Raw genomic sequence first — 26409 nt, forward strand, 5'->3', positions numbered from 1 at the left:
AAAGGAGTCTCCGTATTTTTATATATGAAACAAACTGAAGAATATTACTACGGCAAAATGTCGAAAGATAAACAAAATGTGTACCGTGCAATGCTTCACGGGCTTATGGAGCTTTCTGACGAGTTCCTGATCCCGCAGGTACCAACCACCGATGGAAACTGGCTCTATGATGTATTTTTCCAGCTTCGTCTGGATCACCCGGAGATTTTCTGGGCTGTGGGGTTTAAATACCGTTATTACAAGGACTCGCCAAATCTGATACTGATCCCTGAATATATCTTCGACAAAAATAAAATCCGGGAGCATCAGAAAGCCCTGGGAGCCCGCGTAGACAAGCTTGTGCGCACCGCCATGAAGTTTTCCGAGTGGGATAAGGAAAAATATGTCCATGACTTCATCTGTGAAAATATCCGCTACGACAAGCTGAAAAAGCCATATTCCCACGAGATCATCGGGCCTCTGGGCCATGGTGTCGGTGTCTGCGAGGGAATCGCCAAATCCGTAAAGGTCCTCTGTGATGCCCTTGGTGTATGGTGTATTATCGCCATCTGCGGGAACAATCCGGAAAAAGGGATCAAATACCGTCATACCTGGAACATCGTCCGGATCAACGGACAGTACTATCATCTGGATGCCACTTTCGATAATACTTTGGGCAAAAACGAAGACGGCTCAACCAGTATCCGTTACGATTATTTTAATCTGGATGACAAAAACATCTTTCGTGACCATGAACCACTGATCGCTCCGGCACCTCCCTGCCCGGATGGAAACCACTTTTATTACCGCGAGAAAAAGCTGTCCTTCACCAAATTGGAAGACGTATACAAACGTGCCCTCCAGGCTGCAAAAAAAGGCCGCGAATTCACCTTCCACTGGCGAGGCGGATATCTCACCCGCGAAGTCCTCGCAGACCTTGTAGATCAGATCCAGGCCGCAGGAAAGACACGGGACAAAAAAGCCATCATCACACTCAACTGGCCTCAGGCTGTACTTCGATTTCATTTTGCGGAACAGCAGGCGGAAGGGAAGGTGTTTATTGAGGAAGTGAATGAAGGGGAGAAATTGTAGGGTCATTTATCAAGCGGTTATTCTGATTCAATGTAGATGACAGCTTGATTCAGCTAAAAATTTCTATAGTAAGAATGCTACAGACATATTGCTCATGATCTGTAGCATTTCTGTCCTGGATATTACATAAGTGTCCATAATAAAAAAGACCTTCCATAAATTCAAAATTTACAGAAAGTCTCTCTCTTTTCTGATGCGGATAACAGGACTTGAACCTGCACGGTTGCCCACTGGTACCTAAAACCAGCGCGTCTGCCAATTCCGCCATATCCGCATATTCAATTATATTTTCATCCTGTCTGATGATAAAAAAATAACGGAAAGCAAATGCTTTCCGCTAATGAGGCATCGGGGATTCGAACCCCGGACAACTTGATTAAAAGTCAAGTGCTCTACCGACTGAGCTAATACCCCATAAAAAGGACTGGGCTAGCTGGATTCGAACCAGCGAATGCAGCAGTCAAAGTGCTGTGCCTTACCGCTTGGCGATAGCCCAATGGGCGAAGGGTGGATACAGGGATTCGAACCCTGGGCCTCCAGAGCCACAATCTGGCGCGCTAACCAACTGCGCTATACCCACCACAACGTGCCTGAAGGGATTCGAACCCCCGACCCACGGCTTAGAAGGCCGTTGCTCTATCCAGCTGAGCTACAGACACATGCTCTCTTCTCAGAGAAGCGGGTGATGGGAATCGAACCCACGTATCCAGCTTGGAAGGCTGGTGTTCTACCATTGAACTACACCCGCATGCTTGCGGTAATAAGTTTACAGCAGTCGGGGTGACAGGATTCGAACCTGCGGCCTCCTGGTCCCAAACCAGGCGCTCTAGCCAAGCTGAGCCACACCCCGATGTACCATTTACTTATGGTTTTTATTAAGTTGTTGTCGTCTTCGTTTGTGTTTCGTTTTCGTTTCCTGCCTGACGACAAGTGATATTATATTATAGCAATCTACAAATGTCAACACCTTTTTTGAATTTTTTTAAAAAAACTTTTTTTCACGTTTTTTCCGCCTATTTAAAGGTTTTCTTGTCATTTGCGACTGGCTTATGGTATCATGAAACCATAATTAAAGTCAAGAAAAAAAGCAAATAATAAGGAGATGTTTTTACATGGATATAAAATTATTTCAGCAGAAGCTTAATGACATCTGTGCCATCGCTGAGGAAAACAATAAGCAGCTCTCCCAGCAGCAGATCCGTGATCATTTCGATGAATCGGATCTGAGCACTTCACAGCTTGTAAAGATCCTGCAGTATCTCAAATTAAAGGGGATCACCATCGAAGGCGCCGATGAAGCTGCCGGCGCTGCCAGAGCAGATGCTGTTTCATCCGAATCCAGCGACAAGGACGAGCTTCCGGGTACCCGTGCTGCTCTTACTGCCGAAGAACAGGCTTATCTCAGTGACTATATGGAAAGCTTTTCCCCGGAAGGACTTGATCCGGATGATCTTGCGTCCCTCTTTCATGCCTTTGCAAAGGGTGACACTGCTGCCGAAGGTGCACTGACACAGTTCTACATGGCTCAGGCAGCCCAGATGGCCGCTGAACTGAACTGTGAGGAAATCCACCTGGCCGATCTCATTCAGGAGGCAAATCTGGCCCTTCTGGCGTCTCTCAAAGAGACTGACCCACAGGAAAAAAACGATACCTGGATGCGTGGTCGTATCCGCAGTGGGATCCTTCATGCCATCGAGGAACAGACACAGCAGAAATTCCGTGACGACTATCTGGTATCCAAGGTAGAAAACCTGGAGGCTGCGGTTAAAGAACTCACAGACGATGATGACGCCACCAAATTCACCATTGATGAGCTTGCCGTGATCCTGGATATGAATGTGGATGAGATCCGGGATGTACTTCGCCTTACCGGAGATGATAAATAAAGCTTTCTTCATATTCTTCACAAAAACGGGTCTGACATAGCTTGTCAGACCCGTAATCTTAATATTCTTTATGCTTTTTCTTCCCGTTTCAACTCCGCCGGTTCTGCCAGATGGATCTTTCCTTCCCGAAATATGTGGATAAATACCTCCGCCATATCCGGATCGAACTGTTTTCCTTCCTCTTCTCTTATGATCCGAAGAGCTTTTTCCGCTGGCATCAGTTCTTTATAACAACGTTTGGATGTCATGGCATCAAAGGAATCTGCGATGCAGAGGATCCTTGCAGATGCCGGGATATCTTCTCCCGCGATCCTCCTTGGATAGCCGTTTCCGTCATAACGTTCGTGATGACCGATAACCGCAGGGATAACATAATCCAGCGACGGAAGGTGACGGATGATCCCGATGGACGCCTCCACATGACCTTTCATGATCTCATACTCTTCATCCGTAAGCTTGCCTTCCTTGTTCAGGATATGCTCCGGGATCCCGATCTTTCCAACATCATGAAGAAGCGCCGCCTGACGGATGATCTCCACCATTTCCGTTGTATAGTTCAGCGCCTTCGCAAGACTTGTTGCGTAATAAGCCACATTGTTGGAATGTCCGAAGGTATAATGATCTTTGGTATCAATGGCTGCAGTCAACGCATAGATCGTGGATTCATAGGACTGATAAATATGTTCATGATCGGATTTCTTACCCGCATTTTCTTCATCCAGGCTTTCCTTCAGCATGGTGTCAAAAATCTCGATGCCGTTTTTACCGCTGCGCTTTACATGATATACTGCCAGGTCCGCATTATCCAAGAGCTCCTTTGCTGAGCGTGCCGCATAAGGCGCCGCACTGATCCCCACGCTTACCGTAAGGATCTTCAGCTTGTAGTCTGCAGAATCGTTGCGCATATGCAGGATCTGCTTCTGTATGGATTCTGCCAGATTTCTGGCGGAAAAAATATCGTAATTTGGCATCAGGACCGCAAATTCCTTGGCACTGTGACGTGCCACATATCCCTGTTCTCCCACACTTGCCTGGATGATATCTGCCACCTTTCGAAGTGCAACATCTCCCTGCTGATTTCCGTACAGCTGATTGTACAGCTTGAAATCATCAATATTGAACAGGATCAGTGCAAGCGAACCCTCTTTATTTTTTTCGTATTCCTCATCCAGGATCTCATAAAAATATTTCCGGTTCAGAAGGCCCGTCAGTTCATCGGTCCTTGCCTCAGTCCATGCCGCCTCATAAAGTCTGGCATTTTTGATGGCAATGGAAGCTACCGAACTGACCGAAGACAGCATGGCCAGATCATTATGGTTCAGATTCCTGTGTCCGTCACCGGAAATCGCAATAATCCCGGCCAGATCATCATTCTGGCGAAGACCTGCACAGTATTCGATACCCAGCTCTGAAAACATATGTTTTTCCGACTCCCACATGGATTTGTAGGCTGTGGAAGAACGAAAATCCCGGATCACCACACAGTCCTCATTTCTGGTAAGCCAGGTGACCACCGGATTATCCGCTTTCAGTGAAAAGGTCAGATCGTTCAACGGACGGTTGCTGTAAACAGCCTGATATTCCCCTGATTTTTTGTCTCTCAGACAAATATAGATCCGTCCTGCATTGGTAGTTTCCTTCAACACATTTACCGTATTGCGCAGGATCTCTCCTACCCGGAGTGTCCTGGATACTGACTGGCTAAAATCTTTCAGCTCCTGAGACTGCTGGATCTCTTTTTTGATAAAAACATTGTTCATCAGACATTTCCACAGCACTGTGACCAGCCATGCAGATATAAGAAAAACGAAAGAAAAGATCAGCACATGATACTCACTGGCTGCAGGGAGCAGCATTCGGATATAACTCATCAGGTACGGTGAAAGATTGATAAACAGTACTACCGTCAGGACCACGCCCACACCAAAGCAAACCCCATCTGACGCAAGACGGCGCATCTGGAACAGCCGTCTTCTGGTCAGTGCATAAAGCATCAGGACAGCATTGATCAGACCGCTGACAATATCGATGGGGAATCCGGAAAATACCGGCACTGCCAGCGCAAGGTTTCCCACAAAAATGATCAGTATCCCCACAAGGATCGGTTCGATCTGTTTGCGGTATCCGGGATGTCTCCGGCATCCGCGGTACATGGTGATAAAGATCTGAATAATGGTGATTCCTGCCACCACAAAGAACAGAAGGAACCAGGGTGTGATCTTATAAACAAAATGCGCACCACCGTTTTTACGGATCAGATCCGGCCAGCGCAGGATGATCCCGCCCGGGATGTTGATTGCAAAAAGCAGCAGCATCAAAAGCAATGGGATCTTGCTTTTTCTGCCCATACGCACTCCCATGAATTCACTGATGAACACATAGTAAAAATATGGCAGAAACAGGATTCCGGCCAGAGACACATAATACCACAGGATGTAAGAGGGTCCTGCCTCCATACGCATCAGAAAAGAGCCCAACGTCCAGCAGAGCATTCCTCCCAGCACACACATGAAACTGTTGATGATCCGGCTGCGCTTACCAGCCAGAAGAGTCAGTATCATAAATGTATAGAAAAAAACTGAAATGATTGAAAATGATATATAGCTTTCCATAGTTACTTCCTCATATTCCCGAATCCGATTTCATCCTGCAGTCTCAAAAGTTCCGCCACCTCATAATAAGGAGTGCTCATATGCCGTGGTTTCCGTCCTTTTCTGGACTCATACAGATGAAAGGTACCACAGCGCAGGATGGTCACCACAAGGGGATCCATTCCCAGGATTTTCTTCAGATCCCGGTAATCCTGATCGATATATTTGAAATACGTGGTCAGAAGTTCTTTCAGAATATCCGTGCTCATAGCCTGATACATCAGCGCTTCTTTTTTTACTTCTATATAAAGATGCAGATATGGGCGTTTTTTCTCATTATATTCTTTCACTGCGATCCAATCCGTAACCGGCTGCCCGGACAGCTGGATCACACTTTTGATACCATTTTCCGAAATCCTGGTAAAGCCTGCGATATCAATGATCCACGGAACACGGTCTATGTACTCAAATCTTGGGATCTGTGTCCGATCCTCCTGGTTGGTAAGACCCACGCATCGATACATATCTCCCACACGGTACCTGGCAAAGGCTCCGCCCTTCAACACAGTGATCACAAGCTCATATTTCTCCCCGGGAACAACCTCATCCATAAGATAGGTCGGAGGAGTGAACGTGGGATCCTCATAATTATGGAGCATATCCTTTTCGGTGATAAATTCATAAAAGCAGGTATCCGGGAAAAAGTACATTCCGTTCCTGGTCCAGGTCTCGGTTCCTATAATGGAAGGTTCCGTTCCTGCAAAAAGCTCCATGGGCCGAACTCCCCACATTTCCTCCAGATCATCCTTATAGCACTGGTTGTCGGTTCCTGCCACCATAAATCCCTTCAGGTGAAAAAGGTCTTTCGGAAGAAGCTCCCGTTTCTCCTTCTTACAGATCTTTTTGGCATTCAGGATCCTTTTCAGCATCTTTGGTTTATACTGCAGAAGTTCCGAAAAGGAGGTTTTGCTTTTTCCTGATGATACGCTTCCGGTGAGGCTCTGGCTTACTGCATAGGCCACACTTCCAAGTCCGAAGAAAAATTCCACGTCCTGTTTCATGGCCATCTTGAAGCCCTCTTTGTTCCGCTCACCAAAGCTCATATTTACCGCATCTTCCACTTCCGGAAGAAAACGGATGTCGATATCTTCTTTCAGCGCCAGTGGAAAAAGGCCGGTAGCAAAAGGCAACGGTGCCAGTCCGTAAAGAATCTTGTCCGTTTCCTCCACATCAAATTTGCCCTTTTCACGGCTTGTAGCTAATATGAGGCAGGCAACTACATTGTTCCTGTAGGTATCCAGCATACTTCTTGTGTATGGTGCTACCTTTATCGGATGGCGTCCGCCTTCCCAGGTCGTCTGTATCCAGATGATCGGATTCCCCGGAAGAGTTTCACTTCTCTTCTGGAGGAGCATATCCGCATAATCCTCATAAGTGGTAAGAGGTACCAGCCGACGGAACTCGTCGATCCCGGACGGTCTCCTGCCCTTCAGAATGCTTTTGCCCAGTTCACAGTCTGACCAGAGCTGGATCTGCTCTTCCATCAGACGATTCTGGATCTTCATGTAATCCTGCATTGTCAGATCAAGAAATCCGCAATATTCTTTCCAGATAGCATCATACTGCTGTTTTCGAAGCTTTTCGCCAAGACTCACCGCCTTTTCCCCCCTTTTCGCCATGTTTTTATGCAGGCAGCTGTACTGTTTCGGTCTGGGATCAGAAAGGGAGTTGTCTGCTGATACGCTCCGTAATTACTGAATGTTTCCGGAAACACGATCCTGTCCTGGTAAAAAATGTACAATATATTCCACACAATAAGGACCCCAAAAGCCCCCATTGCCTTCCCGGATCCCAGAAATCCGGCCAGGCAAAAATAAAATCCGGCGAACCACAGAACGCCAGGATGTCGGCAGAGTGCATAAACACCCTCTGTATAGGCCAGCCTTTCATGATTTTCTTTGACATATGTCTCATCAAAGGGCAGCGCAAAAAACAATGTATAGATCAACAGTCCCAGAAACAGGATCGCTGCTGTCAGAAAAACAGCAGAAATAAAAAAAGAACTTCCCCGCCGCGGCCAGCAGCTCCGGATCACCAGACCTGTTGACACTGCGATCAGGAAACATCCTATGCTAAAAAACGGATGAAGAAAGCTTTTTTTCAATCGGATACTGTTATGATCATACAGGAAGCAGCATAAAAAGCCGATACTCCCTATAATAACCGCAGTCATGCGTATTTTCCCCCTTCATTTATGTAAAGCGGACCTTCTCATTCCGCTCTGCTGCATTCTCAGGAACGAGACCCATTCATGGTCAGTACCCTAAAGAATGCTCTATATTACTAAAAAAAACTACTTGTTCATTATATAGCACATAGCTGACTTTCGCAATCGTTTTTGACTAATATATGCTGAATATTGGCACAAATTTTATCAATTATGACAGTTTATTTGTTTTTTCTGCCGGAATCAGAGGTAACGGATCTCTACGTGCATTTCGCCCTTTCCATCTGTCTCCATTACTGCATAGCTTGGACGGCGTCCCCGTTGTCTGGGATAAGCCAGACTTCCGGGATTTACCAGAAGCACACCTGCTTCCTTTTCAACAACCGGTACGTGGATATGTCCGAAAAAAGCCGCATTGCATCCCCTTGAGCGGGCAGCTTCTGCCAGCTGATCAAAGGCCATGGATACACCGTAGTAATGACCGTGAGTTACCAGAATCTTATTTCCCTCGACCTCGATCACATCTTCTCTCGGAAGATCCGAGAAAAAATCATTATTTCCGGACACAATACTGCAGGGACATTCTGCAAGGGCTTCGATATAAAATTCTCTGCCTTCCACATCTCCGCAATGTACCAGCATGTCAAAAGGAGCCTCCCGATTTATCGCGATCTCCAGGTTTTCATCTCTTCCGTGAGTATCGCTTACGATCAGCACCTTCATACAAGCTCTTCCTTTATAAGGCAAAGAGCTTTTCCACGATGGCTGATCCTGTTCTTTTCTTCCATGGAAAGCTCTGCGGAAGTACAGCCATATTCCGGAAGATAAAAGATCGGGTCATAGCCAAAGCCATTCTCCCCTTTTTCCTCGTAGCCGATGCGGCCTTCCATGGCAGCACGGACTGTCTTTCTTCTGCCATCCGGGAAAGCTGCCGCAATAGCACATACAAAACGTGCAGTACGTTTCTCATCAGGTACACCTTCCAGACGCTGGATCAGGTTTGCGTTTTTAATATGATAAGAAGTATCCTCACCCATATAGCGTGCGGAATAGATTCCCGGCTCTTTGTTCAGATAGTCGATCTCCAGACCGGAATCATCTGCCAGAACGATCTCGCCAGTCATTTTACTGATTGCTTCTGCCTTGATCATGGCATTTTCTTCAAAGCTTTTTCCATTTTCATCAATATCCGCATGGATCCCGGCATCCTTCAGGGAAAGGATCTCCAGAGAAGGATCCGCAAGTATCCTTCGGATCTCCTTCATTTTATCCTCATTTCCGGTAGCAAAAATGATCTTTTTCATTCTTTAATACTTCCTTTCTTCGGCGGACGTGGTCCAAGAAACTGGTAATAGTAGGTTTTCATCATTCCATTATAGATCTTACGGTTTTTATCTGCCTTTCGGCCGATGTCATTCTCTGCCTTGTCATAGGCAGTGATCAGATACATGGACCAGCGATCCAGCCCCTTATAGCTTTCACCGATCTCACGGTACAATGCAGGGAGATTGGATTTTTCTTCGATCCGCTCACCATATGGCGGATTTGTCACGATAAAACCAAAGGGTTTGGAATGGCGGAGTTCACTGACCGGGCGCTGCTGGAAATGGATCAGTCTGTCCACTCCTGCCATTTTTGCGTTGGCGCGTGCTGCCTTGATGGCAGCTGCATCGATATCAAAGCCCTGGATATCGGTTTCAATATCAAGATTTACACGTTCTCTGGCTTCTTCTCTTGCATCCTCCCAGCATTCCTTCGGGATCAGATGCTCCCAGCTCTCGGCCAGAAAATGACGGTTCAGTCCCGGCGCCATATCCGCTGCCATCATTGCCGCCTCAATAGGAAAGGTGCCGCTTCCGCAGAACGGATCGACAAGAATACGGTCCTTTTTCCAGGGAGTGAGCATCAAAAGAGCACTGGCAAGCGTCTCGGTAATAGGTGCCTTGACAGTCATCTGGCGATACCCTCTCTTATGGAGGGATACTCCTGAAGTGTCGATTCCGATCAGAGCTACGTCTTTCATAAAGGCCACACGGATAGGAAATTCCGGACCATCTTCCGGAAACCAGGAAATCCCGTAGATGCCTTTGAGACGCTCTACAATGGCTTTTTTCATAATGGACTGGATATCAGATGGACTGAAAAGCTTACTTTTGATGGAGTTTGCCTTGGCTACCCAGAATTTACCGTTTTTCGGTATGTAATTCTCCCATGGGAGAGCCTTGGTCTTTTCAAAAAGCTCATCAAAAGTCTCGGCCTTTACTTCGCCTATTTTCAGAAGCACACGTTCTGTGGTACGAAGGAACAGATTGGCGTCTGCCACACCCTGGGCATCAGCCTCAAAGGTTACTCTTCCGTCTTCCACCCTGGTCACTTCATAGCCAAGATCCAGTATTTCACGCTTCAGCACCGCCTCTGTTCCAAAATGACAGGGCGCCGTTAATTCCCACAGATTCATAAAGTGATCTCCCGTACTGTATTTCCTTCAAAATCTTTAATGGTAAAAATTCCGTTCTCAAGGATTGCATAGGTCGGCGGGTTACCTTCCTTTGGAATGGATACGGAACCTGGGTTCAGAAGGATATAATTCCCCATATTTTCTGCCTTCAGCACATGTGTATGGCCGTGGATCAGAATGTCTCCGTCCATCATCGGCGGAAGATTATCCTTATTATAGATATGACCGTGTGTGGCGTACATCGTTTTTCCTTCGATGGCAAGGATACAGTAATCTGCCATAACCGGGAAGTCCAGGACCATCTGATCCACCTCTGCCTCACAGTTTCCGCGTACTGCATAGATCTGGTTTTTTCTCTCATTTAAAAGGCGGATGACTTCCTTTGGTGCGTATTCCTTCGGAAGGTCATTTCTTGGTCCGTGATAAAGCAGATCTCCCAGAAGCACCAGTCTCTCCGCCTTCTCCTTGTCATATGCTTCCAGCATTTTCCGGCAGTAATATGCCGAACCATGTACATCGGACGCAAACATATATTTCATAAGCTTTTCTCCTTGTAATTTGTATTGGTTTTTATCTCTGTTCTTTACATTATCATGATTTCCTTTAAAATACAAGATTTGTTACAGATATGCATTCGCAATCTATTTTGATATCGTCCGCTTTTTTTATCCGCGCACAAGATTTCTCCCTCTGTAGGCTGCAAATCCACCGATCACGGACCTGGTACGACAGCCCTGTCTTGCCAGGCTCCGGGCAGCCTGCATGCTGGCGCCGCCGCGGTCGCAGTAAAATATCAGCAGCTTATCTTTGGGAAAACGATATTTCTGATCCTGTTTTTTCTCAAGATATTCATCCAGCTCTCTGTATGGAATATTTACCGCGTTCCGGACATGTCCCCTTCTGTAGGCAGCAGGATCCCGGAGATCTATGATAACAGCGTCGCTGCGCTCCACATAATAATCCAGCATTTTTGCAGAGATAGTTTCGATCTGAAACATGGAAAAAATCTCCTCTTTTTGGTATATTATATGGAAGCTTCCGGGTGAATGTTCCCTTATATGTATTTAAGCGGGAAAAGCCATCTCTGACTTTTCCCGCTTTTCTTATCCTTTAATATCTGTCAGAGCCTCTGTCCTTCTCAGAATCATATTCATCGGAAATTTTGTTTCCGTAGCTGCTTTTGGAACTGTTTCTGGAAGAATTTCCCGAACTGTTCCTAGAGCTGTTTTTTCCGCAGTTTCTGGAAGCACTTTCCCCGTGATTTTTTCCTGCATAATTAGACTCATTTCTGTCTGTTTCGTAATTTTTCGCCATTTGAATTACCTCCTGATGAAGTTGATTTTACGGCTTTCCGAAGCTTTCTGCCGCTTTTTATTACAGGAAATAGTATCCCAAAAAGTTTGGAGATTATTCGCCAAAATCATATTGCTTTTTTTTCCAGTTTATATTATAATCATTCTTGTAAAAAGAATTTACCCTTCAAAAATTTTTTTTACATAACCCCTTATTTAATTATTTATACTCCCCTCGAAACACCCGGTAGCTCCCCTACCGGGTGTTTCTCTATACAAAAACAAGCCGCCGGATTGACGATCACAGTCGCTCCGGCAGCTTGTTTTTTATCCGTTGATCGGATTTACATGCACCATACAGTGCTTTACATCTTTGAATTTATTCTCGATCGTATGATGTACATTTTCCGCAATATCATGTGCATCAAAAAGGGAAATATTTCCATCTGCTGCGATTTCGATATCCACATACATCTTGGATCCGAAAAGACGGGTTTTAAGAAGGTCTACTCTTCTGACGCCCGGTACCTTAAGGATCTCTCTCTTCATGGATTCCTCCGTTTTTGCATCACAGGAATGATCTACCATCTTGTCAATGGCATCCCTGAAAATGTCGATCGATGCCTTGGCGATCATAACGCAGATCACGATACTGGCGATCGGGTCTAGGATCGGGTATCCCAGTCTTGCACCTAAAATACCGACAAACGCTCCGATAGAGGAAAGTGCATCTGAACGATGGTGCCATGCATCTGCCATCAGGGCTCCTGAATTGATCTTCTTTGCAGCACCTCTTGTATACCAGAACATCCACTCTTTTACCACAATGGATACCACTGCTGCAATCAGTGCAAGTGTTCCCGGAATGGCAATGGTTCCGCCGGATGTGCTTTTTACGATATCACGGGCACCGGTAATTCCGATCCCGAGACCAGTGACAAGCAGCATTCCTGCAAGGACAATGGAAGAAACACACTCCATTCTTTCATGTCCGTACTGGTGCTCTTTGTCCGATTTCTTTGTAGAAAGACGGACACCGATAATTACGATGAAGGTGCTTCCCACATCTGATGCAGAATGAATGGCATCCGAGATCATCGCTCCTGAATGTGCCACAATACCTGCGATCAGTTTAAATACAGATAATAAAAGGTTTACCAGAATACTGATCCCGGATACCTTCATTGCTGTCTGCTGTTCCCATGAAGCTGTTTTTTCTGTATCATGTATAATTGTTTTGTTTTCTGTGTGTTCCATAAACAGAATCTCCTTTTAAATATATGATCAGGTTCTTCTTATGGCACAACATTTTCCGTGAAAAAACCGGCGGTTCCTTCACTACTCGCTACAGTGCGATTTTCCGCCGGTGTTCTTTCTTTTCTGTATAGGGATATCCCAGCTTCTACCTTCTGTTCCATCCATATTTTGCAGTAAAAAAGACATACCTGCGAAACATACACTGTCCCGCAGATATGTCTGAAAGCAAAGTCACATTCTGCTTCACCTCATATTCCGTGAATGCAGGTTCTTTGCAATTACGTTTAAATCCATATCCGCTGCCGCTTCCTGCGGCCCGGCCCCATGCCTTCGATAAATATTTTCGATTCCGAAAAGCATCGCCTGCTCAGTTTGTACTGTTGATCTCGCATCCTGTTCGAATGTAATGCAGTGCAAAGAGAATTTTTACAGTCTTACGGGTCTCCCGCTTAACTTCTCAGAAAGGATACACCATATGCCCTCTGTTAGTCAAGCCAAAGTTTTTTATTTTACAGGTAGATATCTTCAACTTTCTGTTTATTCCATGTCTGGAAACATGCTTCGCACTGCACAGTTCTATATCAAATAATAGATCCTTAGTTGTTTGTCAAAAAACCGGGAGCGGATAAATCCGCTCCCGGTTAAGTCTACGATCTGTATTCAGTTGGAATGACTGATTATGCCTGCGGGCCAGCTGCAACGAGTGCTTTACCAGCTGCATTTCCTTCATATTTAGCAAAGTTCTTAACGAATCTTGCAGCAAGATCTTTAGCCTTTGTCTCCCACTCTGCAGCATCTGCATATGTGTCACGTGGGTCAAGGATTGCAGGATCTACGCCCGGAAGCTCTGTCGGAACCTCGAAGTTGAAGAATGGGATCTTCTTTGTCGGAGCTTTAAGGATAGATCCGTCAAGGATAGCATCGATGATACCACGAGTATCTTTGATGGAGATACGTTTTCCAGTTCCATTCCATCCTGTGTTAACGAGGTATGCTTTCGCACCGCTCTTCTCCATTCTCTTAACGAGCTCCTCAGCATATTTTGTCGGATGAAGCTCAAGGAATGCCTGTCCGAAGCATGCGGAGAATGTAGGAGTAGGCTCTGTGATTCCACGCTCTGTACCAGCAAGCTTAGCTGTGAATCCGGAAAGGAAGTAGTACTGTGTCTGCTCCGGTGTCAGGATAGATACTGGAGGAAGTACGCCGAATGCATCTGCGGACAGGAAGATAACCTCTTTCGCTGCCGGTGCAGAAGATACAGGGCGAACAATGTTCTCGATGTGGTTGATCGGATAAGAAACACGTGTGTTCTCTGTTACGCTCTTGTCAGCGAAGTCGATCTTGCCCTCAGCATCAAGTGTTACGTTCTCAAGAAGAGCGTTTCTCTTGATCGCATTGTAGATGTCCGGCTCAGACTCTTTGTCAAGGTTGATAACCTTAGCGTAGCATCCACCCTCGAAGTTGAATACTCCGTTGTCATCCCAGCCATGCTCGTCATCACCGATCAGAAGACGCTTAGGATCTGTGGAAAGTGTTGTCTTACCTGTTCCGGAAAGACCGAAGAAGATTGCTGTGTTCTCTCCGTTAAGGTCTGTGTTTGCAGAGCAGTGCATGGAAGCGATGCCCTTCAGCGGCAGATAGTAGTTCATCATGGAGAACATACCTTTCTTCATCTCTCCGCCGTACCATGTATTAACGATAACCTGCTCACGGCTTGTAATGTTGAACATTACAGCTGTCTCAGAGTTAAGTCCTAATTCTTTGTAGTTCTCAACTTTAGCCTTGGATGCGTTGTAAACAACGAAATCCGGCTCAAAGTTCTCAAGCTCCTCAGCTGTCGGCTGAATGAACATGTTTGTTACGAAGTGTGCCTGCCATGCAACCTCAACGATGAAACGGATAGCCATACGTGTGTCTTTGTTAGCTCCGCAGAATGCATCTACTACGAAAAGTTTCTTGTTGGAAAGCTCCTTCTTGGCAAGATCTTTAACTGCATTCCATGCTTCCTGAGTTGCCGGATGGTTATCGTTCTTGTACTCATCGGATGTCCACCAAACTGTGTCCTTGGAGTTCTCATCCATAACGATATATTTGTCTTTAGGGGAACGTCCTGTGTAGATACCTGTCATTACATTGACAGCACCAAGCTCACTGACCTGACCCTTCTCAAATCCTTCAAGCTCCGGTTTGGTCTCTTCCTCAAATAATGTCTCGTAGGAAGGATTGTACACGATCTCAGTTGTTCCGGTAATACCATACTTTGTTAAATCGATTTTTGCCATCTTAACATTTACCTCTCTTCTTTAATAGTAATTATGATAGCCACCTACTGCTGCAGGTTTTTGTCATCCTGCCATAGGAATTGGTCATTCCAACATCCCTATCCACAATTATACATAAATTGTACGTAAAAGCAACCAAAAAAATTCATTTTCCGCAAAAAAATGATAAATCTTTAACAGTGACGTTTTGGTACTGTCAGATTTTACTCCATCTATACTTGACTTTTTCAGAATAATGGCTACAATATATCTGATTATAGTTATTATATATATTTATAATAGTAACTATATGATTTTAATATATAGAAAGAAGTGATTTCTATGTCAGATATTCTGATCAAACGTAATCATATGGAAATCCCTTGGCACAACTACGTAAGTACCAGGAACAGCCAGCCCATCACCGAAGCTTCTCTTTCCGAAAAAGCTTCCCTGATCGGCCGTACAGGCATGATGCTTCTCTCCTGTGGGACCGGTGCCTGGCGGGTACGGAGTTCCATGAATACATTGTCAGAAGCACTTGGTATCACCTGTTCCGCAGATATCGGACTGATGTCTATAAGCTACACCTGCTTTGACGGTGAGAGCAGTTTTTCCCATGCACTTAGTCTGACTACCACCGGCGTAAATACTTCCAGACTGAACAGGCTGGAACATTTTGTCAGTGATTTTCCTGCGGAGGGTATCCATATGAGCGGTGAAGCACTGCACAGTCAGTTAGATGAGATCGAGCGGATCCACGGGCTTTATTCCCCTGCCGCCCTGGGACTGGCTTCTGCACTGGCCTGTGGTGCATTTACTTTTCTTCTGGGCGGTGGCCCGCTGGAAATGATCCTGGCTTTTGCAGGCGCAGGCATCGGAAACGCCATCCGCTGCAAGCTTGGCAAGCATCATTTTACTCTGTTTATGTGCATTGCAGTTTCTGTTTCCTCCGCCTGTCTTGTATATGCAGGCTTCCTGAAGCTGGCAGAGCTTCTGTTCCACATTTCCGTCCAGCATGAGGCCGGGTACATCTGTTCCATGCTGTTTATCATTCCGGGCTTTCCGTTTATCACAAGCGGGATCGACCTTGCCAAGCTGGATATGCGTTCCGGTCTGGAACGACTGGCCTACGCCATTATTGTTGTAATGGTGGCTGCTGTCTCTGCCTGGCTGATGGCACTGCTTCTTCATCTGAAGCCTGTGGATTTCCTGCCTCTGGAGCTTTCGGCAGCTCAGAGGATCCTGTTCCGGCTTCTGGCAAGCTTCTGCGGGGTATTCGGCTTTTCGGTCATGTTCAACAGCCCTGTCCGTCTAGCCGCAGCTGCCGCATTCATCGGCGCACTGTCCAACACTTTACGTCTGGAGCTTGTTGATCTTGCCGGTTTCCCACCTGCTGCCGCGGCTTTTTTCGGAGCACTGACAGCCGGACTTCTGGCCTCCCTCATTAAAACCAAAGTGGGATATCCCAGGATTTCCATTACCGTACCATCCATTGTGATCATGGTTCCCGGACTTTATCTCTACCGGGCAATCTACAATCTGGGAATCATGTCCCTGAATGTTTCCGCCTCCTGGTTTGCAGCTGCGATTCTGATCATCGTTGCTCTTCCCCTGGGCCTTATTTTCGCCAGGATCCTTACGGACAAAATGTTCCGCTACTGCACCTAATTGGCATACAAAAAGGACTGCTTTCTGTAGCTTCCGGTCATCAGCTATCCTTCTGATAACCGGAGCAATACAAAAGCAGTCCTTTTTTGTACATTCTATTTCATTACGATCTCATCCGCGATCCCGATCATTTTTTCCAAGCGGTCCGCAAATTTATGGATGGGGAGAAAAACGCCCAGTCCGTCATAACGTTTTCCACCATCCTCCACAGAATCCTGCCCATAATATACAAAGGCTCTTGGAAGCTTCTTCTGAATTGCCATCATGATATCCCATACAGCCGCATAGGCCTGTGCCTCCGTTTCCTTTTCCCTTACGCTGTCCGGAAGCTCATACACCAGCAGCACACCGATATGTTCGCCCATTTTGTACTCTTCTACTTCCATGGTATCTTCATCATAGGCATGGCGCTTCCGGTAGCCATACGCCAGATACATCTTTACGCCCTGCTTCTCCCTGTATATCCTGCGGAACCGGTCGTAATCCCTATCACTTACATGAATTCCCTTTTCCCGCAGAAAATTTCCTTTTTCATCTGTGAGAAACACCGGATTCTCCTGTCCATCTGCATTGAACCTGAACGGTGCCAGAAAAGAATTTCGCAGAAGATCAAACATACTGTTCTGGCAGATCGCCATAAGGAGAGCTGTCAGATCACGGTTTTTATATGCGTCCAGCAATGCATAGGCGAATTTTTCCGGAGGAAGATATCCGCATTCTATGTCTGTATCCGCATCCATGGATTCATAGAAGGTCTCCGTCAGCCGTCTGCACGCCTCCGGATCCTTCAGGATCTTTTCAAATAAAAGCTCCGCCTTTTCCTCTCTTGGGAATAATGTGCTGTTTTCCACAATTCCTCACCCTTTCTAATCTCTATGTTTACTGGAAAACATCAGAATAAAGCTGATCAGAAGCAAAACATCCGATACCCAGATTGCCGGGATCCCCAGCCTCATGGACAGATTTCCTCCGCCACCGGCTCCAATGGCAAAAAAGAAAATTATTCCGAAATAATAAAGAGCCTGCTTCAGCTGTTCCGGACGTTTTTCACGACAATACACGGACAACGCCGCCGTGCCGCTTCGTAAATTTCCGATGCACATAGTGCTTGCATAGGAATAACCGCCCACCTTCCGGAAGGTCTGTACCTGCATGGCGCAGGAAAAGGATACCAGTACGGTTGCCAGCATATCCAATTCTCCCGGCATAAATCCCACCACAAAAAGGATCAGGATCTCGATCAGCAGGATCATCTGCCTCCAGTGAAGTTTTTTTGCATATTTAAAGGTACTCTGGATCCGCTCCGCCGCTACAACACCAATGGCAAAGGCTAAAACAGGAAACAGATACCTTAAACCGTCTCCCCACTGTCCTGTCATAAAATTTTGGCTCATCAGAACCACGTTGCCTGTCTGGGCGTTGGAAAACACCTCATCTCTTGTAAAGTATGTGTAGGCATCCTGAAATCCGCCGGACATTGCCAGAAATACACTTGTGATAAAAGCTTCTGACATCTGCCGGTCTGCGCTCTGCAGCTTTCTGCCTCCTGAAACCACTCTAAATCACTCCTGTCATTGATTTTTTTCCTCGGGTGTATTATAGTTTGCTCAGAAGCAAATGTAAAAAGTATTATTAATATCGTAAACATATTAAAATCATATCACAGGATGGAGACAATACATGATCACTTACGACTACTACCGGATCTTTTATTATGTAGCCCAGTATAAGAGCTTTACCAAGGCAGCAAGAGCTCTTCACAACAACCAGCCAAATATCACCCGCTGTATGAACAACCTGGAGCAGGAGCTGAAATGTACGCTCTTTCTCCGCTCCAACAAGGGAATCGCACTTACACCGGAAGGCCGCCAGCTTTATGAACACGTTGCCCTGGCTTTTGAGCAGCTGTCCATCGGCGAGGAGGAAATCCGCCAGAACGGAGAGCTGGAGCATGGTCTGGTTTCCATCGGCGCCAGCGAAAATGCCCTGCGTCTGATCCTTCTGGAAAAGCTGGAGCTGTTCCGCGAGCAATATCCCCATGTTCGCCTGCGCCTCTTTAACCATTCTACTCCTCAGGCAGTACAGGCACTGAAAAATTATGCGGTGGATTTCGCTATTGTCACCACTCCGATCTCCATCCGCAAACCTTTACAGAAAAAAAGTCTCCTGCGTTACCGGGAGATCCTTGTATGCGGAAGCAAATATAAGGATCTGACCACTGCCCCTATCAGCATCCATGAGCTTCAGGATCTGCCCTTTGTAGGTCTTGCGGAAGGGACCAGCACCAGAGAAATGTATATGAATTACTTTATGGAAAACCGTGTTTCTTTTCATCCTGACATCGAGGCAGCAACTACAGACCAGGTCCTTCCCATGATCGTCCACAATCTGGGAATCGGCTTTTACCCCGAGCCCCTTGCCCGGGAAGTGATCAATGACGGGAAGATTTTTGCCCTTCAGCTTAAGGAGCCGCTCCCTCAGAGAGAGGTCTGCTTAGTCACAAACAGCAGTACTGCCATGAGTACTGCTGTCAAAAAAGCTATTGAATTTATTGTGTAAATCCCTGAGGCGGATCAGCCATTTACATTTATTGTTCCACTGTCCGCTCAATATGCATGGCAAGATAACCGATCTCGATAGGGTCCAGCTTTTTCCCAAGGCTTTTGCCCAGGCTCTCGCAGACATCCTCTGCGATCCTGTAGGATTCCGGATATTTTTCTTCTATATATTCATTCATATCCAGCTTCAGTGTCTCCCCTGTGGAGACACGGGCTACCATATATTTGATATGGTTCATCATACGGTTGTAGGATAGAGAGATCACATCGATCTTTCTTCCTGTGGCCATCTCGATCATGGCAATGCATTCCCGTACCGTTCTTGCTGTCTGCATGGCAACAGACACCTTTTCATCTCCAAGTGCTGAGTGAATATGAAGTGCCACATATCCCACCTCATGCTCGTCGATCTCAATATCCATCCGCTCCTTCAGGATCTTCTTCAATACCTCCGCCACCTTGAATTCGCTGTAAAAAAGCACCTTGATATCCTCAGTCAGAGGATTGCTGATCTGCTCATGATTCCGGATACGTCCCACTGCAAAGGAAATATGATCAGCAAGGGGAAACAGGATCCTTCTGTCTATGGTATCCCCAAAGGTCTTCTCAGCTTCTCTCAATATCTCATCTGCGATCTCCAGAAATTCCGGTGCTACGCTCTTTGCCAGTTCTTTTGCTGAGCCACGTTCTGTCTCCTGAGCCAGCCTGTAAATAGTACAGTCTGCCGGAGCCTCAAAACGCTGGCTGACCTTCTTTCCAAATCCCACACCTTTTCCCAGAAGTACATATTCCTGGTTTTCTTCCATATTTATGGCAATGATGCCGTTATTGTTCAATACCTTGCTCACTCTGTACATCTTTTTCCCCACCATTTTTATATATCCTGCTGCTTTTCCACATTCCACCACTGTCTGCCCCGGATTTTCAGTCGACATTTTTGTCTGCAGCTGTTGATTTTCTTTATCGTAACAGAATCTTTCTTTTGTGTAAAGCCCTTCTGACAGACAGTTATTTTCTTTGCCACAGGAAAAGCGCGCCCGGGCATTAGGCGCGCTTTTCACAAAACCAATCTTCTATATTATTGCTGAAAAATTTCCTATTCTTCCACAGTCTCTACTGCGAACAGCGGCTCTCCTGCCTTGATCTCTCCATTGGCAAGAAGGCGTACTCTCTGATTATCCTCGATCTCTGTGCAAAGGATCGGAGAACATAAGGACGGAGCGTTTTCTGTAAGATACGGGATGTCAATCTTCATCAACGGCTCGCCTTTTTTTACATGCTGTCCTTGCTCTACCATGATCTCGAAGCCTTTTCCTTCCAGCTTTACAGTGTCAATGCCGATATGGAGGAGCATAGGAAGATCTGTATCTGTCTGGAATCCGATGGCATGCTTTGTGTCAAAAATAAACTCTACCTCGCCGTCTTCCGGAGCACAGATCACCGGGTCCTTCGGTGTGACTACAGCACCCTCTCCCATCATTCCTTCCGCAAAGCCTTCATCCGGCGCTGTGGAAAGGTCTGCAGCGATACCGGTTACCGGGCTGTAGACAATCGCTGTTCTGAGAACCTTTTTCTCCGGCTGCGTGCTGGCTTCGGATGTCGGAGCTGTGTTCTGAGCAGCCTCACCTGTACTTTCTGCTGTACGCTCTGTATCAGACTGAACCTGATTTTCCGCATTGTCTGTTTCTTTCTCATTTGCACCTTCAAAATATTCATTCGGCGCTGTCTCCAGATAATCCTCCAGCTTGGATTTGATCACAGTTACCTGCGGACCGTAGATGATCTGCACGCCCTGACCTTTTTTCACGATTCCTCTGGAACCTGTTGTTTTCAGAATGTCGTCGTTGACTCTTGCTGCATCATGGACGGTGATACGGAGTCTTGTTGCACAGCAGTCCACATCGCTGATGTTTTTCTTTCCTCCAAGGCCGGCTGTGATGGCTTCACTTACCGGGTCTGCAGATGTACTTCCTGCTGCTTCACCGGCTTTTCCGGCTTCTTTTCTCGCGTTTACATCTGCTTTTGTGTAAAGCTTTGTTTCTGTGTCGTCATCCTCACGTCCCGGAGTCTTGAAGTTGAACTTTTTGATCAGGAAGGTGAAGATCACATAATAGAGAATAAAGTAAATGATACCTACCGGGATAATCCTGAGCCAGCTTGTCTTTGCATTTCCCTGAAGGATCCCGAACAGGAACAGATCAAGGAAACCGCCGGAAAAGGTAAGTCCTACTGCAATGTTCAGCATATGTGCGATCATATAAGCCGCACCTGCAAGAACAACCTGTACCGCAAACAATGCAGGAGCTACAAACAGGAAAGAGAACTCCAGTGGCTCTGTGATTCCTGTAAGCATACATGCAAGGGCTGCGGAAAGAAGAAGTCCGCCTGCTGCTTTTTTCTTCTCAGGCTTTGCACAGCGGTACATGGCAAGAGCTGCTCCCGGAAGACCGAAGATCATGAAAATGAACTCTCCGGAAAAATATCTTGTTGCATCTGCGCTGAAATGCGCTACATTTGCGGAATCTGCAAGCTGGGCGAAAAAGATGTTCTGTCCGCCCTGTACCATCTGGCCTGCAACCTCCATAGTCCCGCCAACGGCTGTCTGCCAGAATGGCATATAAAACACGTGATGAAGTCCGAAGGGGATCAGCGCACGTTTGATAATACCGAAGATCAGAGTTCCGATATAGCCGCTGCCTGTTACAAGACCGCCCAGAGCATAAATACCGTTCTGGACTGCCGGCCATACGAAATACATCAGGATTCCCACAAACATATATACAATGGTGGAAATGATGGGCACAAATCTGGAACCGCCGAAGAAGGAAAGTGCGTTTGGAAGCACGATCTTATGAAAACGGTTGTGTAAAGCCGCAACACCAAGGCCGACGATGATACCGCCAAACACACCCATCTGTAAGGACTGGATGCCGCAGACAGAGGTTACAGTACCTTCCAGAACGCTTTTTGCGATCTGTCCGTCTGCTGTGATCTTACCATTTACTACCAGCATACCATTGATGGCTACATTCATAACGAAGTAAGCGATCAGTGCAGAAAGAGCTGCCACCTCTTTCTCTTTTTTTGCCATACCGATGGCCACACCTACTGCAAAGATCAGCGGCAGGTTATCAAATACCGCGCTTCCGACTTTGTTCATAATGATCAGGAGTGCATGTAAAATCGTTCCGTCTCCCAGAATCTTCTGAAGTCCGTAGGTTGCAATGGTTGTTTCATTTGTGAAGGAACTGCCGAATCCAAGAAGCAGGCCTGCCACAGGAAGGATTGCTATGGGAAGCATAAAGGAACGTCCCACTCGCTGCAAAACTCCGAAAATCTTGTCTTTCATGTTTTCTCTCCTTTTCTTTCGACGTTTTGGAGCGGGAGTCTTTTAAGTGGGCAACAAAAAAAGACACCAACCCCCATAAACGTCAAATAATAACATTTATGACTGGTTAATGCCTGCTTATCAGTTACACACCAAATCTGAAATACACTATACGGGTTTTGTTCTTCTGTGTCAAGGAGTAATTTGATTTTTTCCCAAAAATATATCTCCTCATATCACTATCCGCTCCGTTGCCAGCAATCCCTCGTGGAATATTCCCTGTGAACAGCAGCCATATAGCTTCTATTCTCAGAAAGTATGCAGAAACGAAACAGACCGGAAATTCACTTATCTTGACTTTATTCTTACTTATGATAAGATGAACATAGAATGTCCGGCAGCAATGTTTTTTGCCCAGACCACACTATACATTTCATAAAAACGGAGGTACTTTTCCGATGAATACCATCAAGAAATTCATCCACTACTACGGCCCGTACAAAGCGGTCTTTTTTATTGACCTGATCTGTGCAGCCGTTATCAGTCTGGTAGATCTTGCTTATCCCCAGATTCTTCGTACTATGACAAAAACTCTCTTTACACAGGATAAGGATATTATTCTTCATGCCCTCCCTGTGATTGCAGCTTCTCTTTTTGTTATGTACATTGTGCAGAGTCTCTGCAAATATTATGTAACCTATCAGGGACATATGATGGGTGCAAAGATGGAACGTGATATGCGCCGGGAGCTTTTTGACCATTACCAGGAGCTGTCTTTTTCCTATTACAGCAGGAATAATTCCGGTCAGATGATGAGCAAGCTGGTCAGTGACCTTTTTGACATTTCCGAGTTTGCACATCATGGTCCTGAGAATCTTTTTATCTCTCTGGTAAAGATCGTCGGTGCTTTTATCTTCCTGTTCTTTATCAACAAAAAACTTGCACTGCCGCTGATCCTCCTGGTGATCGTGATGTTTGTGTTTTCCTTCCGCCAGAATGCAAAAATGCAGGAAACCTTCATGGAAAACCGGCGTAAGATCGGAGATGTAAATGCCAGTCTTCAGGATACGCTTTCCGGAATCCGCGTGGTGCAATCCTTCGCAAACGAGGACATCGAACGTGCCAAATTTAAGAAAAGCAATGAAGCGTTCCTTGTTTCCAAAAGAGATAATTATCACTGTATGGGAAGCTTCATGAGTTCCAATCTTTTCTTCCAGGGCATGATGTACCTGGTAACTCTTGTTTACGGCGGCTATCTGATCGCTCAGGGTGAAATGCAGACTGCAGATCTTGCCATGTATGCCCTGTATATCGGAATCTTTATCAGCCCCATCCAGATCCTGGTGGAACTTGTGGAAATGATGCAGAAGGGTCTTTCCGGTTTCCGCCGTTTCCTGGATGTGATGGAAACAGAATCCGAGATCAGGGATGCAGACAACGCTGCGGAGCTTACGGACGTGAAAGGACATGTGCGTTACGACCATGTTTCTTTTCATTACAGCGATGATGAAACTCCTGTGCTTTCCGATATCTCTATTGATATCCCGGCTGGAAAATCCATTGCCCTGGTGGGACCTTCCGGAAGCGGAAAAACCACGATCTGCTCTCTCCTGCCCAGATTTTATGATGTGACCGGCGGTTCCATTACTGTAGACGGAAAGGATATCCGCGGGCTGACTCTTAAGAGCCTTCGAAGCCAGATCGGTATGGTACAGCAGGATGTCTATCTTTTTGATGGAACCATCAAGGATAATATTGCCTACGGAAAGCCCGGAGCTTCCGATGAAGAGATCATCAAAGCCGCCAAATGTGCGAGTATCCATGACTTTATCATGGAGCTTCCGGATAAATACGACACTTATGTCGGAGAACGTGGCACACGCCTTTCCGGCGGACAGAAGCAGCGGATCTCCATTGCACGTGTATTCCTTAAGAATCCTCCGATTCTGATCCTGGATGAGGCCACCAGCGCTCTGGATAACGAAAGCGAACGTTGGATCCAGAAGAGTCTGGAGGAGCTTTCAAAAAATCGTACTACCATTACGATCGCGCACCGGCTTTCTACGATCCGTGATGCGGATGAGATCATTGTGATCACGGAGGAGGGTATCGCCGAAAGAGGCACTCATGCTGAACTGCTTGAGAAGAATGGATTGTATGCTGCATATTACAATATGTAGAAAGATACGAGGGAGGCGCTTCGCTGTCCCACTGAGATTTTTATAGGGCAAAATAAAAGGCTGCTGTATACCTTATCAATAGTGATATAGATATATAGCAGTCTTTTTATTTGTCAATTACTATCTTTTCAAAAAATTCAATCAAAGATTACAGCAGATAAACCGGAAGCTCGTCTTTAATTCCTACTGGCTGGTTGTTGTCCGGCTCATCTTTCTTTGGGGTGAGGAATTTGGCCTGGAGTTCGTCGGCGTTTCCTCCGCTGATCACGTTCTGGGCTACAGTTCCTGTTGTTTCTGCTGCAGCTGTTTTCTTTGCTGCGGTTTTACGTGCTGTTGTTTTTCTGGTAGTGGTTTTCTTTGCTGTTGTTTTTGTTGCGGCTGCTTTCTTTGCTGTGGTCTTCTTTGCAGGAGCTTTGGCTGCTGTTTTCTTTGCTGTAGTTTTTTCTGCCGCTTTTTCAGCTGTTTCAGCTTTTACCTCTGACGGCTTCTCTGCTGCTTTAACCTCAGCCTCTTTTACCTCTGTTTTTGTTTCTGTTTTGGATGCTTTTTCTGCATTTACTGCTCTTGCGATGCTTGCTTTACCTACTGACACGATTCATTACCTCCTCTGCCAATGCTATGTACTCTTTTGCGCTGCGGCTGCTTTTTTTGAACTCCACAACTGGTTCACTGCTGTCCTGGGACCATTCGATGGAGCTGTCTACACGGATAAAAGATTCGAAAAGATAGATTCCTTCCATTTCTTTCAGTGTTTCCATAGTCTGTTTGAAATAATTCTTTCTGGCATCTGCCTTGGTTACTACGATTCCCAAAACCTTTAAATCCGGAGCGATCTCCCTGACTTCATTGAGGAAATCAAACATATTTGCAAGACCAAACATACCCCACGGACTTGCCTCTACCGGAACAAGAACATAATCGGATGCACATAAAATATTCATCACCCAGCCGCCAAGAGTAGGCGGTGCATCAATGAGAATGTAATCGTACACTCCGGAATCTTTAACCTTCTGCAGACATTTCCGCAGGATAAACTCTCTCTGCCATTTTGTAAAAAGCTCATATTCCACGGAGCTCATCAGCGTAGACGACGGAACCAGATCCAGATTCTCATACTTCGTATGCACGATAAAATCGCTGAGATCCGACTGATGACCGATAGCATAGTAGAGATTCTTTTCCCCTGCTGCCATCTCAAGCACTTCTTCCTCCGAAAAAAAAGAAAGGGAAAGATTCAGCTGCATATCACCGTCTACCATCAGTACCTTCTTACCCATGCCGGCCAGTGCCGCTCCCACATTGGAACAGCTGGTGGACTTTCCGCTGCCGCCCTTATTATTTGCAAAACAGATCGTTACTGTATTTCCCATTACAGCCTCCCGACAACATAATTTCGTATTTTCTGTCACTTGCCCTTATTATAATATAACGTTCTCCTAAAAACAAGCACATCCCCCATAAAACCACGAAAACCGACAAAATAACCTCACATAAAACAACAGTATATACACCCAAAAACAGCAGGTTCCGGATCACTCCGAAAACCTGCTGTCCTGATTCGCTGACTATTATTATTTTACGATAAAAGATTTTCTCTTGCTGACAACATCGAAGATAACCGCTGCCAGA

23 protein-coding genes, 7 tRNA genes and 1 riboswitch are annotated in these 26409 nt (G+C 46.0%); of the genes, 5 read left to right on the top strand and 25 right to left on the bottom strand.

All coding sequences use genetic code 11. From position 1 onward, the window contains the following. The first annotated feature begins 24 nt into the window (after nt 1-24). Nucleotides 25-1071: a transglutaminase domain-containing protein gene (locus NCY57_RS06650; RefSeq protein ID WP_250789572.1), complete on the top strand. Its 1047-nt coding sequence runs from the start codon at nt 25-27 to the stop codon at nt 1069-1071. Between the two features lie 194 nt (nt 1072-1265). Here NCY57_RS06650 and NCY57_RS06655 read toward each other — a convergent pair. From NCY57_RS06655 to NCY57_RS06685, 7 genes are all read right to left on the bottom strand, one after another. After that, nucleotides 1266-1345 (bottom strand) — tRNA-Leu (locus NCY57_RS06655). A gap of 67 nt (nt 1346-1412) precedes the next feature. After that, nucleotides 1413-1485: transfer RNA gene (locus tag NCY57_RS06660), tRNA-Lys, on the bottom strand. 10 nt (nt 1486-1495) lie between these two features. Then, nucleotides 1496-1567: transfer RNA gene (locus tag NCY57_RS06665), tRNA-Gln, on the bottom strand. Between the two features lie 10 nt (nt 1568-1577). Beyond that, nucleotides 1578-1651 (bottom strand) — tRNA-His (locus NCY57_RS06670). A gap of 5 nt (nt 1652-1656) precedes the next feature. After that, nucleotides 1657-1730, bottom strand: a tRNA-Arg gene (locus NCY57_RS06675). 18 nt (nt 1731-1748) lie between these two features. Then, nucleotides 1749-1819, bottom strand: a tRNA-Gly gene (locus NCY57_RS06680). A 27-nt stretch (nt 1820-1846) separates the two neighbouring features. Further along, nucleotides 1847-1921: transfer RNA gene (locus NCY57_RS06685), tRNA-Pro, on the bottom strand. Between the two features lie 262 nt (nt 1922-2183). Between NCY57_RS06685 and NCY57_RS06690 the strand changes: the two genes are divergently transcribed. Further along, nucleotides 2184-2957, top strand: coding sequence for a hypothetical protein (locus tag NCY57_RS06690; protein WP_173758581.1), 774 nt, complete (start codon nt 2184-2186; stop codon nt 2955-2957). Between the two features lie 68 nt (nt 2958-3025). Here the strand turns inward: NCY57_RS06690 and NCY57_RS06695 are convergent, their stop codons facing one another. The 11 genes from NCY57_RS06695 to pckA all read right to left on the bottom strand — a co-directional run bounded on the left by NCY57_RS06695 (nt 3026) and on the right by pckA (nt 15064). Next, nucleotides 3026-5569: a histidine kinase N-terminal 7TM domain-containing diguanylate cyclase/phosphohydrolase gene (locus NCY57_RS06695; protein WP_059086788.1), complete on the bottom strand. Its 2544-nt coding sequence runs from the start codon at nt 5567-5569 to the stop codon at nt 3026-3028. A gap of 2 nt (nt 5570-5571) precedes the next feature. After that, entirely contained in the window at nt 5572-7203 is a 1632-nt protein-coding gene (locus NCY57_RS06700; RefSeq protein ID WP_114002198.1) for a GH3 family domain-containing protein, read from the bottom strand. Then, complete coding sequence (locus NCY57_RS06705) at nt 7200-7781, bottom strand: hypothetical protein (RefSeq protein ID WP_118608104.1); 582 nt, start codon at nt 7779-7781, stop codon at nt 7200-7202. Before NCY57_RS06705 ends, NCY57_RS06700 begins: the two co-directional genes overlap by 4 nt. 237 nt (nt 7782-8018) lie before the next feature. Beyond that, a complete protein-coding gene (locus NCY57_RS06710; RefSeq protein WP_021650292.1) occupies nt 8019-8498 on the bottom strand; it encodes a metallophosphoesterase family protein in 480 nt (159 codons plus the stop codon). Further along, nucleotides 8495-9079, bottom strand: a complete 585-nt coding sequence (locus NCY57_RS06715) for an XTP/dITP diphosphatase (protein WP_110103311.1) — start codon at nt 9077-9079, stop codon at nt 8495-8497. The genes NCY57_RS06710 and NCY57_RS06715 overlap by 4 nt, the downstream gene beginning before the upstream one ends. Further along, nucleotides 9076-10233, bottom strand: a complete 1158-nt coding sequence (locus NCY57_RS06720; RefSeq protein WP_015526018.1) for a THUMP domain-containing class I SAM-dependent RNA methyltransferase — start codon at nt 10231-10233, stop codon at nt 9076-9078. The genes NCY57_RS06715 and NCY57_RS06720 overlap by 4 nt, the downstream gene beginning before the upstream one ends. Continuing rightward, nucleotides 10230-10772, bottom strand: coding sequence for a phosphodiesterase (gene yfcE / locus NCY57_RS06725; RefSeq protein ID WP_022426532.1), 543 nt, complete (start codon nt 10770-10772; stop codon nt 10230-10232). The genes NCY57_RS06720 and yfcE overlap by 4 nt, the downstream gene beginning before the upstream one ends. Before the next feature lie 126 nt (nt 10773-10898). Continuing rightward, a complete protein-coding gene (locus tag NCY57_RS06730) occupies nt 10899-11231 on the bottom strand; it encodes a rhodanese-like domain-containing protein (RefSeq protein WP_173739787.1) in 333 nt (110 codons plus the stop codon). 112 nt (nt 11232-11343) lie between these two features. Continuing rightward, on the bottom strand, nt 11344-11547 hold the full coding sequence (locus NCY57_RS06735; protein WP_173739788.1) for a hypothetical protein: 204 nt from the start codon (nt 11545-11547) through the stop codon (nt 11344-11346). A gap of 305 nt (nt 11548-11852) precedes the next feature. Further along, on the bottom strand, nt 11853-12782 hold the full coding sequence (locus NCY57_RS06740; protein ID WP_059086782.1) for a cation diffusion facilitator family transporter: 930 nt from the start codon (nt 12780-12782) through the stop codon (nt 11853-11855). A gap of 200 nt (nt 12783-12982) precedes the next feature. Next, nucleotides 12983-13163: riboswitch (NiCo riboswitch) on the bottom strand. 296 nt (nt 13164-13459) lie between these two features. Then, entirely contained in the window at nt 13460-15064 is a 1605-nt protein-coding gene (pckA, locus tag NCY57_RS06745; protein ID WP_015526024.1) for a phosphoenolpyruvate carboxykinase (ATP), read from the bottom strand. A gap of 321 nt (nt 15065-15385) precedes the next feature. On the opposite strand from pckA, the gene NCY57_RS06750 reads away from it, so the two are divergent. After that, nucleotides 15386-16714: a threonine/serine ThrE exporter family protein gene (locus NCY57_RS06750; RefSeq protein ID WP_059086780.1), complete on the top strand. Its 1329-nt coding sequence runs from the start codon at nt 15386-15388 to the stop codon at nt 16712-16714. Nucleotides 16715-16809: 95 nt separating this feature from the next. Here NCY57_RS06750 and NCY57_RS06755 read toward each other — a convergent pair whose 3' ends face one another. After that, entirely contained in the window at nt 16810-17565 is a 756-nt protein-coding gene (locus NCY57_RS06755) for a DUF4866 domain-containing protein (RefSeq protein WP_173739789.1), read from the bottom strand. Nucleotides 17566-17580: 15 nt separating this feature from the next. Next, a complete protein-coding gene (locus NCY57_RS06760) occupies nt 17581-18228 on the bottom strand; it encodes a YoaK family protein (RefSeq protein WP_118608172.1) in 648 nt (215 codons plus the stop codon). Between the two features lie 166 nt (nt 18229-18394). On the opposite strand from NCY57_RS06760, the gene NCY57_RS06765 reads away from it, so the two are divergent. Then, complete coding sequence (locus NCY57_RS06765) at nt 18395-19273, top strand: LysR family transcriptional regulator (protein WP_015526026.1); 879 nt, start codon at nt 18395-18397, stop codon at nt 19271-19273. Nucleotides 19274-19301: 28 nt separating this feature from the next. Here NCY57_RS06765 and NCY57_RS06770 read toward each other — a convergent pair whose 3' ends face one another. Together NCY57_RS06770 and NCY57_RS06775 are read right to left on the bottom strand one after the other, a co-directional pair. Beyond that, nucleotides 19302-20129, bottom strand: a complete 828-nt coding sequence (locus NCY57_RS06770) for a PRD domain-containing protein (RefSeq protein WP_250789577.1) — start codon at nt 20127-20129, stop codon at nt 19302-19304. Nucleotides 20130-20368: 239 nt separating this feature from the next. Next, complete coding sequence (locus NCY57_RS06775) at nt 20369-22621, bottom strand: PTS transporter subunit IIABC (RefSeq protein WP_022427021.1); 2253 nt, start codon at nt 22619-22621, stop codon at nt 20369-20371. Between the two features lie 437 nt (nt 22622-23058). Between NCY57_RS06775 and NCY57_RS06780 the strand changes: the two genes are divergently transcribed. Continuing rightward, entirely contained in the window at nt 23059-24780 is a 1722-nt protein-coding gene (locus NCY57_RS06780) for an ABC transporter ATP-binding protein (protein ID WP_250789573.1), read from the top strand. 148 nt (nt 24781-24928) lie between these two features. On the opposite strand, the gene NCY57_RS06785 is transcribed toward NCY57_RS06780, so the two are convergent. The 3 genes from NCY57_RS06785 to NCY57_RS06795 all read right to left on the bottom strand — a co-directional run. After that, nucleotides 24929-25372, bottom strand: a complete 444-nt coding sequence (locus NCY57_RS06785) for a hypothetical protein (RefSeq protein WP_021650455.1) — start codon at nt 25370-25372, stop codon at nt 24929-24931. Then, nucleotides 25359-26150 carry a ParA family protein gene (locus NCY57_RS06790; RefSeq protein WP_015526030.1) on the bottom strand — a complete coding sequence of 264 codons (792 nt, stop codon included), beginning with the start codon at nt 26148-26150 and terminating at the stop codon, nt 25359-25361. Before NCY57_RS06790 ends, NCY57_RS06785 begins: the two co-directional genes overlap by 14 nt. Further along, the coding region (locus NCY57_RS06795) for a hypothetical protein (protein WP_250789574.1) at nt 26116-26409 on the bottom strand (294 nt) is incomplete at its 5' end. The genes NCY57_RS06790 and NCY57_RS06795, both read right to left, overlap by 35 nt.

The organism is Blautia sp. MB18-30, from assembly GCF_023669475.1.
GTDB lineage: Bacteria > Bacillota > Clostridia > Lachnospirales > Lachnospiraceae > Blautia_A > Blautia_A fusiformis.

Bases quoted from the DNA above. Each gene is read 5' to 3' on its own strand.
- NCY57_RS06650 (WP_250789572.1), top strand. From the start codon at position 25: ATGAAACAAACTGAAGAATATTACTACGGCAAAATGTCGAAAGATAAA.
- NCY57_RS06690 (WP_173758581.1), top strand. From the start codon at position 2,184: ATGGATATAAAATTATTTCAGCAGAAGCTTAATGACATCTGTGCCATC.
- NCY57_RS06695 (WP_059086788.1), bottom strand. From the start codon at position 5,569: ATGGAAAGCTATATATCATTTTCAATCATTTCAGTTTTTTTCTATACA.
- NCY57_RS06705 (WP_118608104.1), bottom strand. From the start codon at position 7,781: ATGACTGCGGTTATTATAGGGAGTATCGGCTTTTTATGCTGCTTCCTG.
- NCY57_RS06710 (WP_021650292.1), bottom strand. From the start codon at position 8,498: ATGAAGGTGCTGATCGTAAGCGATACTCACGGAAGAGATGAAAACCTG.
- NCY57_RS06715 (WP_110103311.1), bottom strand. From the start codon at position 9,079: ATGAAAAAGATCATTTTTGCTACCGGAAATGAGGATAAAATGAAGGAG.
- NCY57_RS06720 (WP_015526018.1), bottom strand. From the start codon at position 10,233: ATGAATCTGTGGGAATTAACGGCGCCCTGTCATTTTGGAACAGAGGCG.
- yfcE (WP_022426532.1), bottom strand. From the start codon at position 10,772: ATGAAATATATGTTTGCGTCCGATGTACATGGTTCGGCATATTACTGC.
- NCY57_RS06730 (WP_173739787.1), bottom strand. From the start codon at position 11,231: ATGTTTCAGATCGAAACTATCTCTGCAAAAATGCTGGATTATTATGTG.
- NCY57_RS06735 (WP_173739788.1), bottom strand. From the start codon at position 11,547: ATGGCGAAAAATTACGAAACAGACAGAAATGAGTCTAATTATGCAGGA.
- NCY57_RS06740 (WP_059086782.1), bottom strand. From the start codon at position 12,782: ATGGAACACACAGAAAACAAAACAATTATACATGATACAGAAAAAACA.
- pckA (WP_015526024.1), bottom strand. From the start codon at position 15,064: ATGGCAAAAATCGATTTAACAAAGTATGGTATTACCGGAACAACTGAG.
- NCY57_RS06750 (WP_059086780.1), top strand. From the start codon at position 15,386: ATGTCAGATATTCTGATCAAACGTAATCATATGGAAATCCCTTGGCAC.
- NCY57_RS06760 (WP_118608172.1), bottom strand. From the start codon at position 18,228: ATGTCAGAAGCTTTTATCACAAGTGTATTTCTGGCAATGTCCGGCGGA.
- NCY57_RS06765 (WP_015526026.1), top strand. From the start codon at position 18,395: ATGATCACTTACGACTACTACCGGATCTTTTATTATGTAGCCCAGTAT.
- NCY57_RS06770 (WP_250789577.1), bottom strand. From the start codon at position 20,129: ATGTACAGAGTGAGCAAGGTATTGAACAATAACGGCATCATTGCCATA.
- NCY57_RS06775 (WP_022427021.1), bottom strand. From the start codon at position 22,621: ATGAAAGACAAGATTTTCGGAGTTTTGCAGCGAGTGGGACGTTCCTTT.
- NCY57_RS06780 (WP_250789573.1), top strand. From the start codon at position 23,059: ATGAATACCATCAAGAAATTCATCCACTACTACGGCCCGTACAAAGCG.
- NCY57_RS06790 (WP_015526030.1), bottom strand. From the start codon at position 26,150: ATGGGAAATACAGTAACGATCTGTTTTGCAAATAATAAGGGCGGCAGC.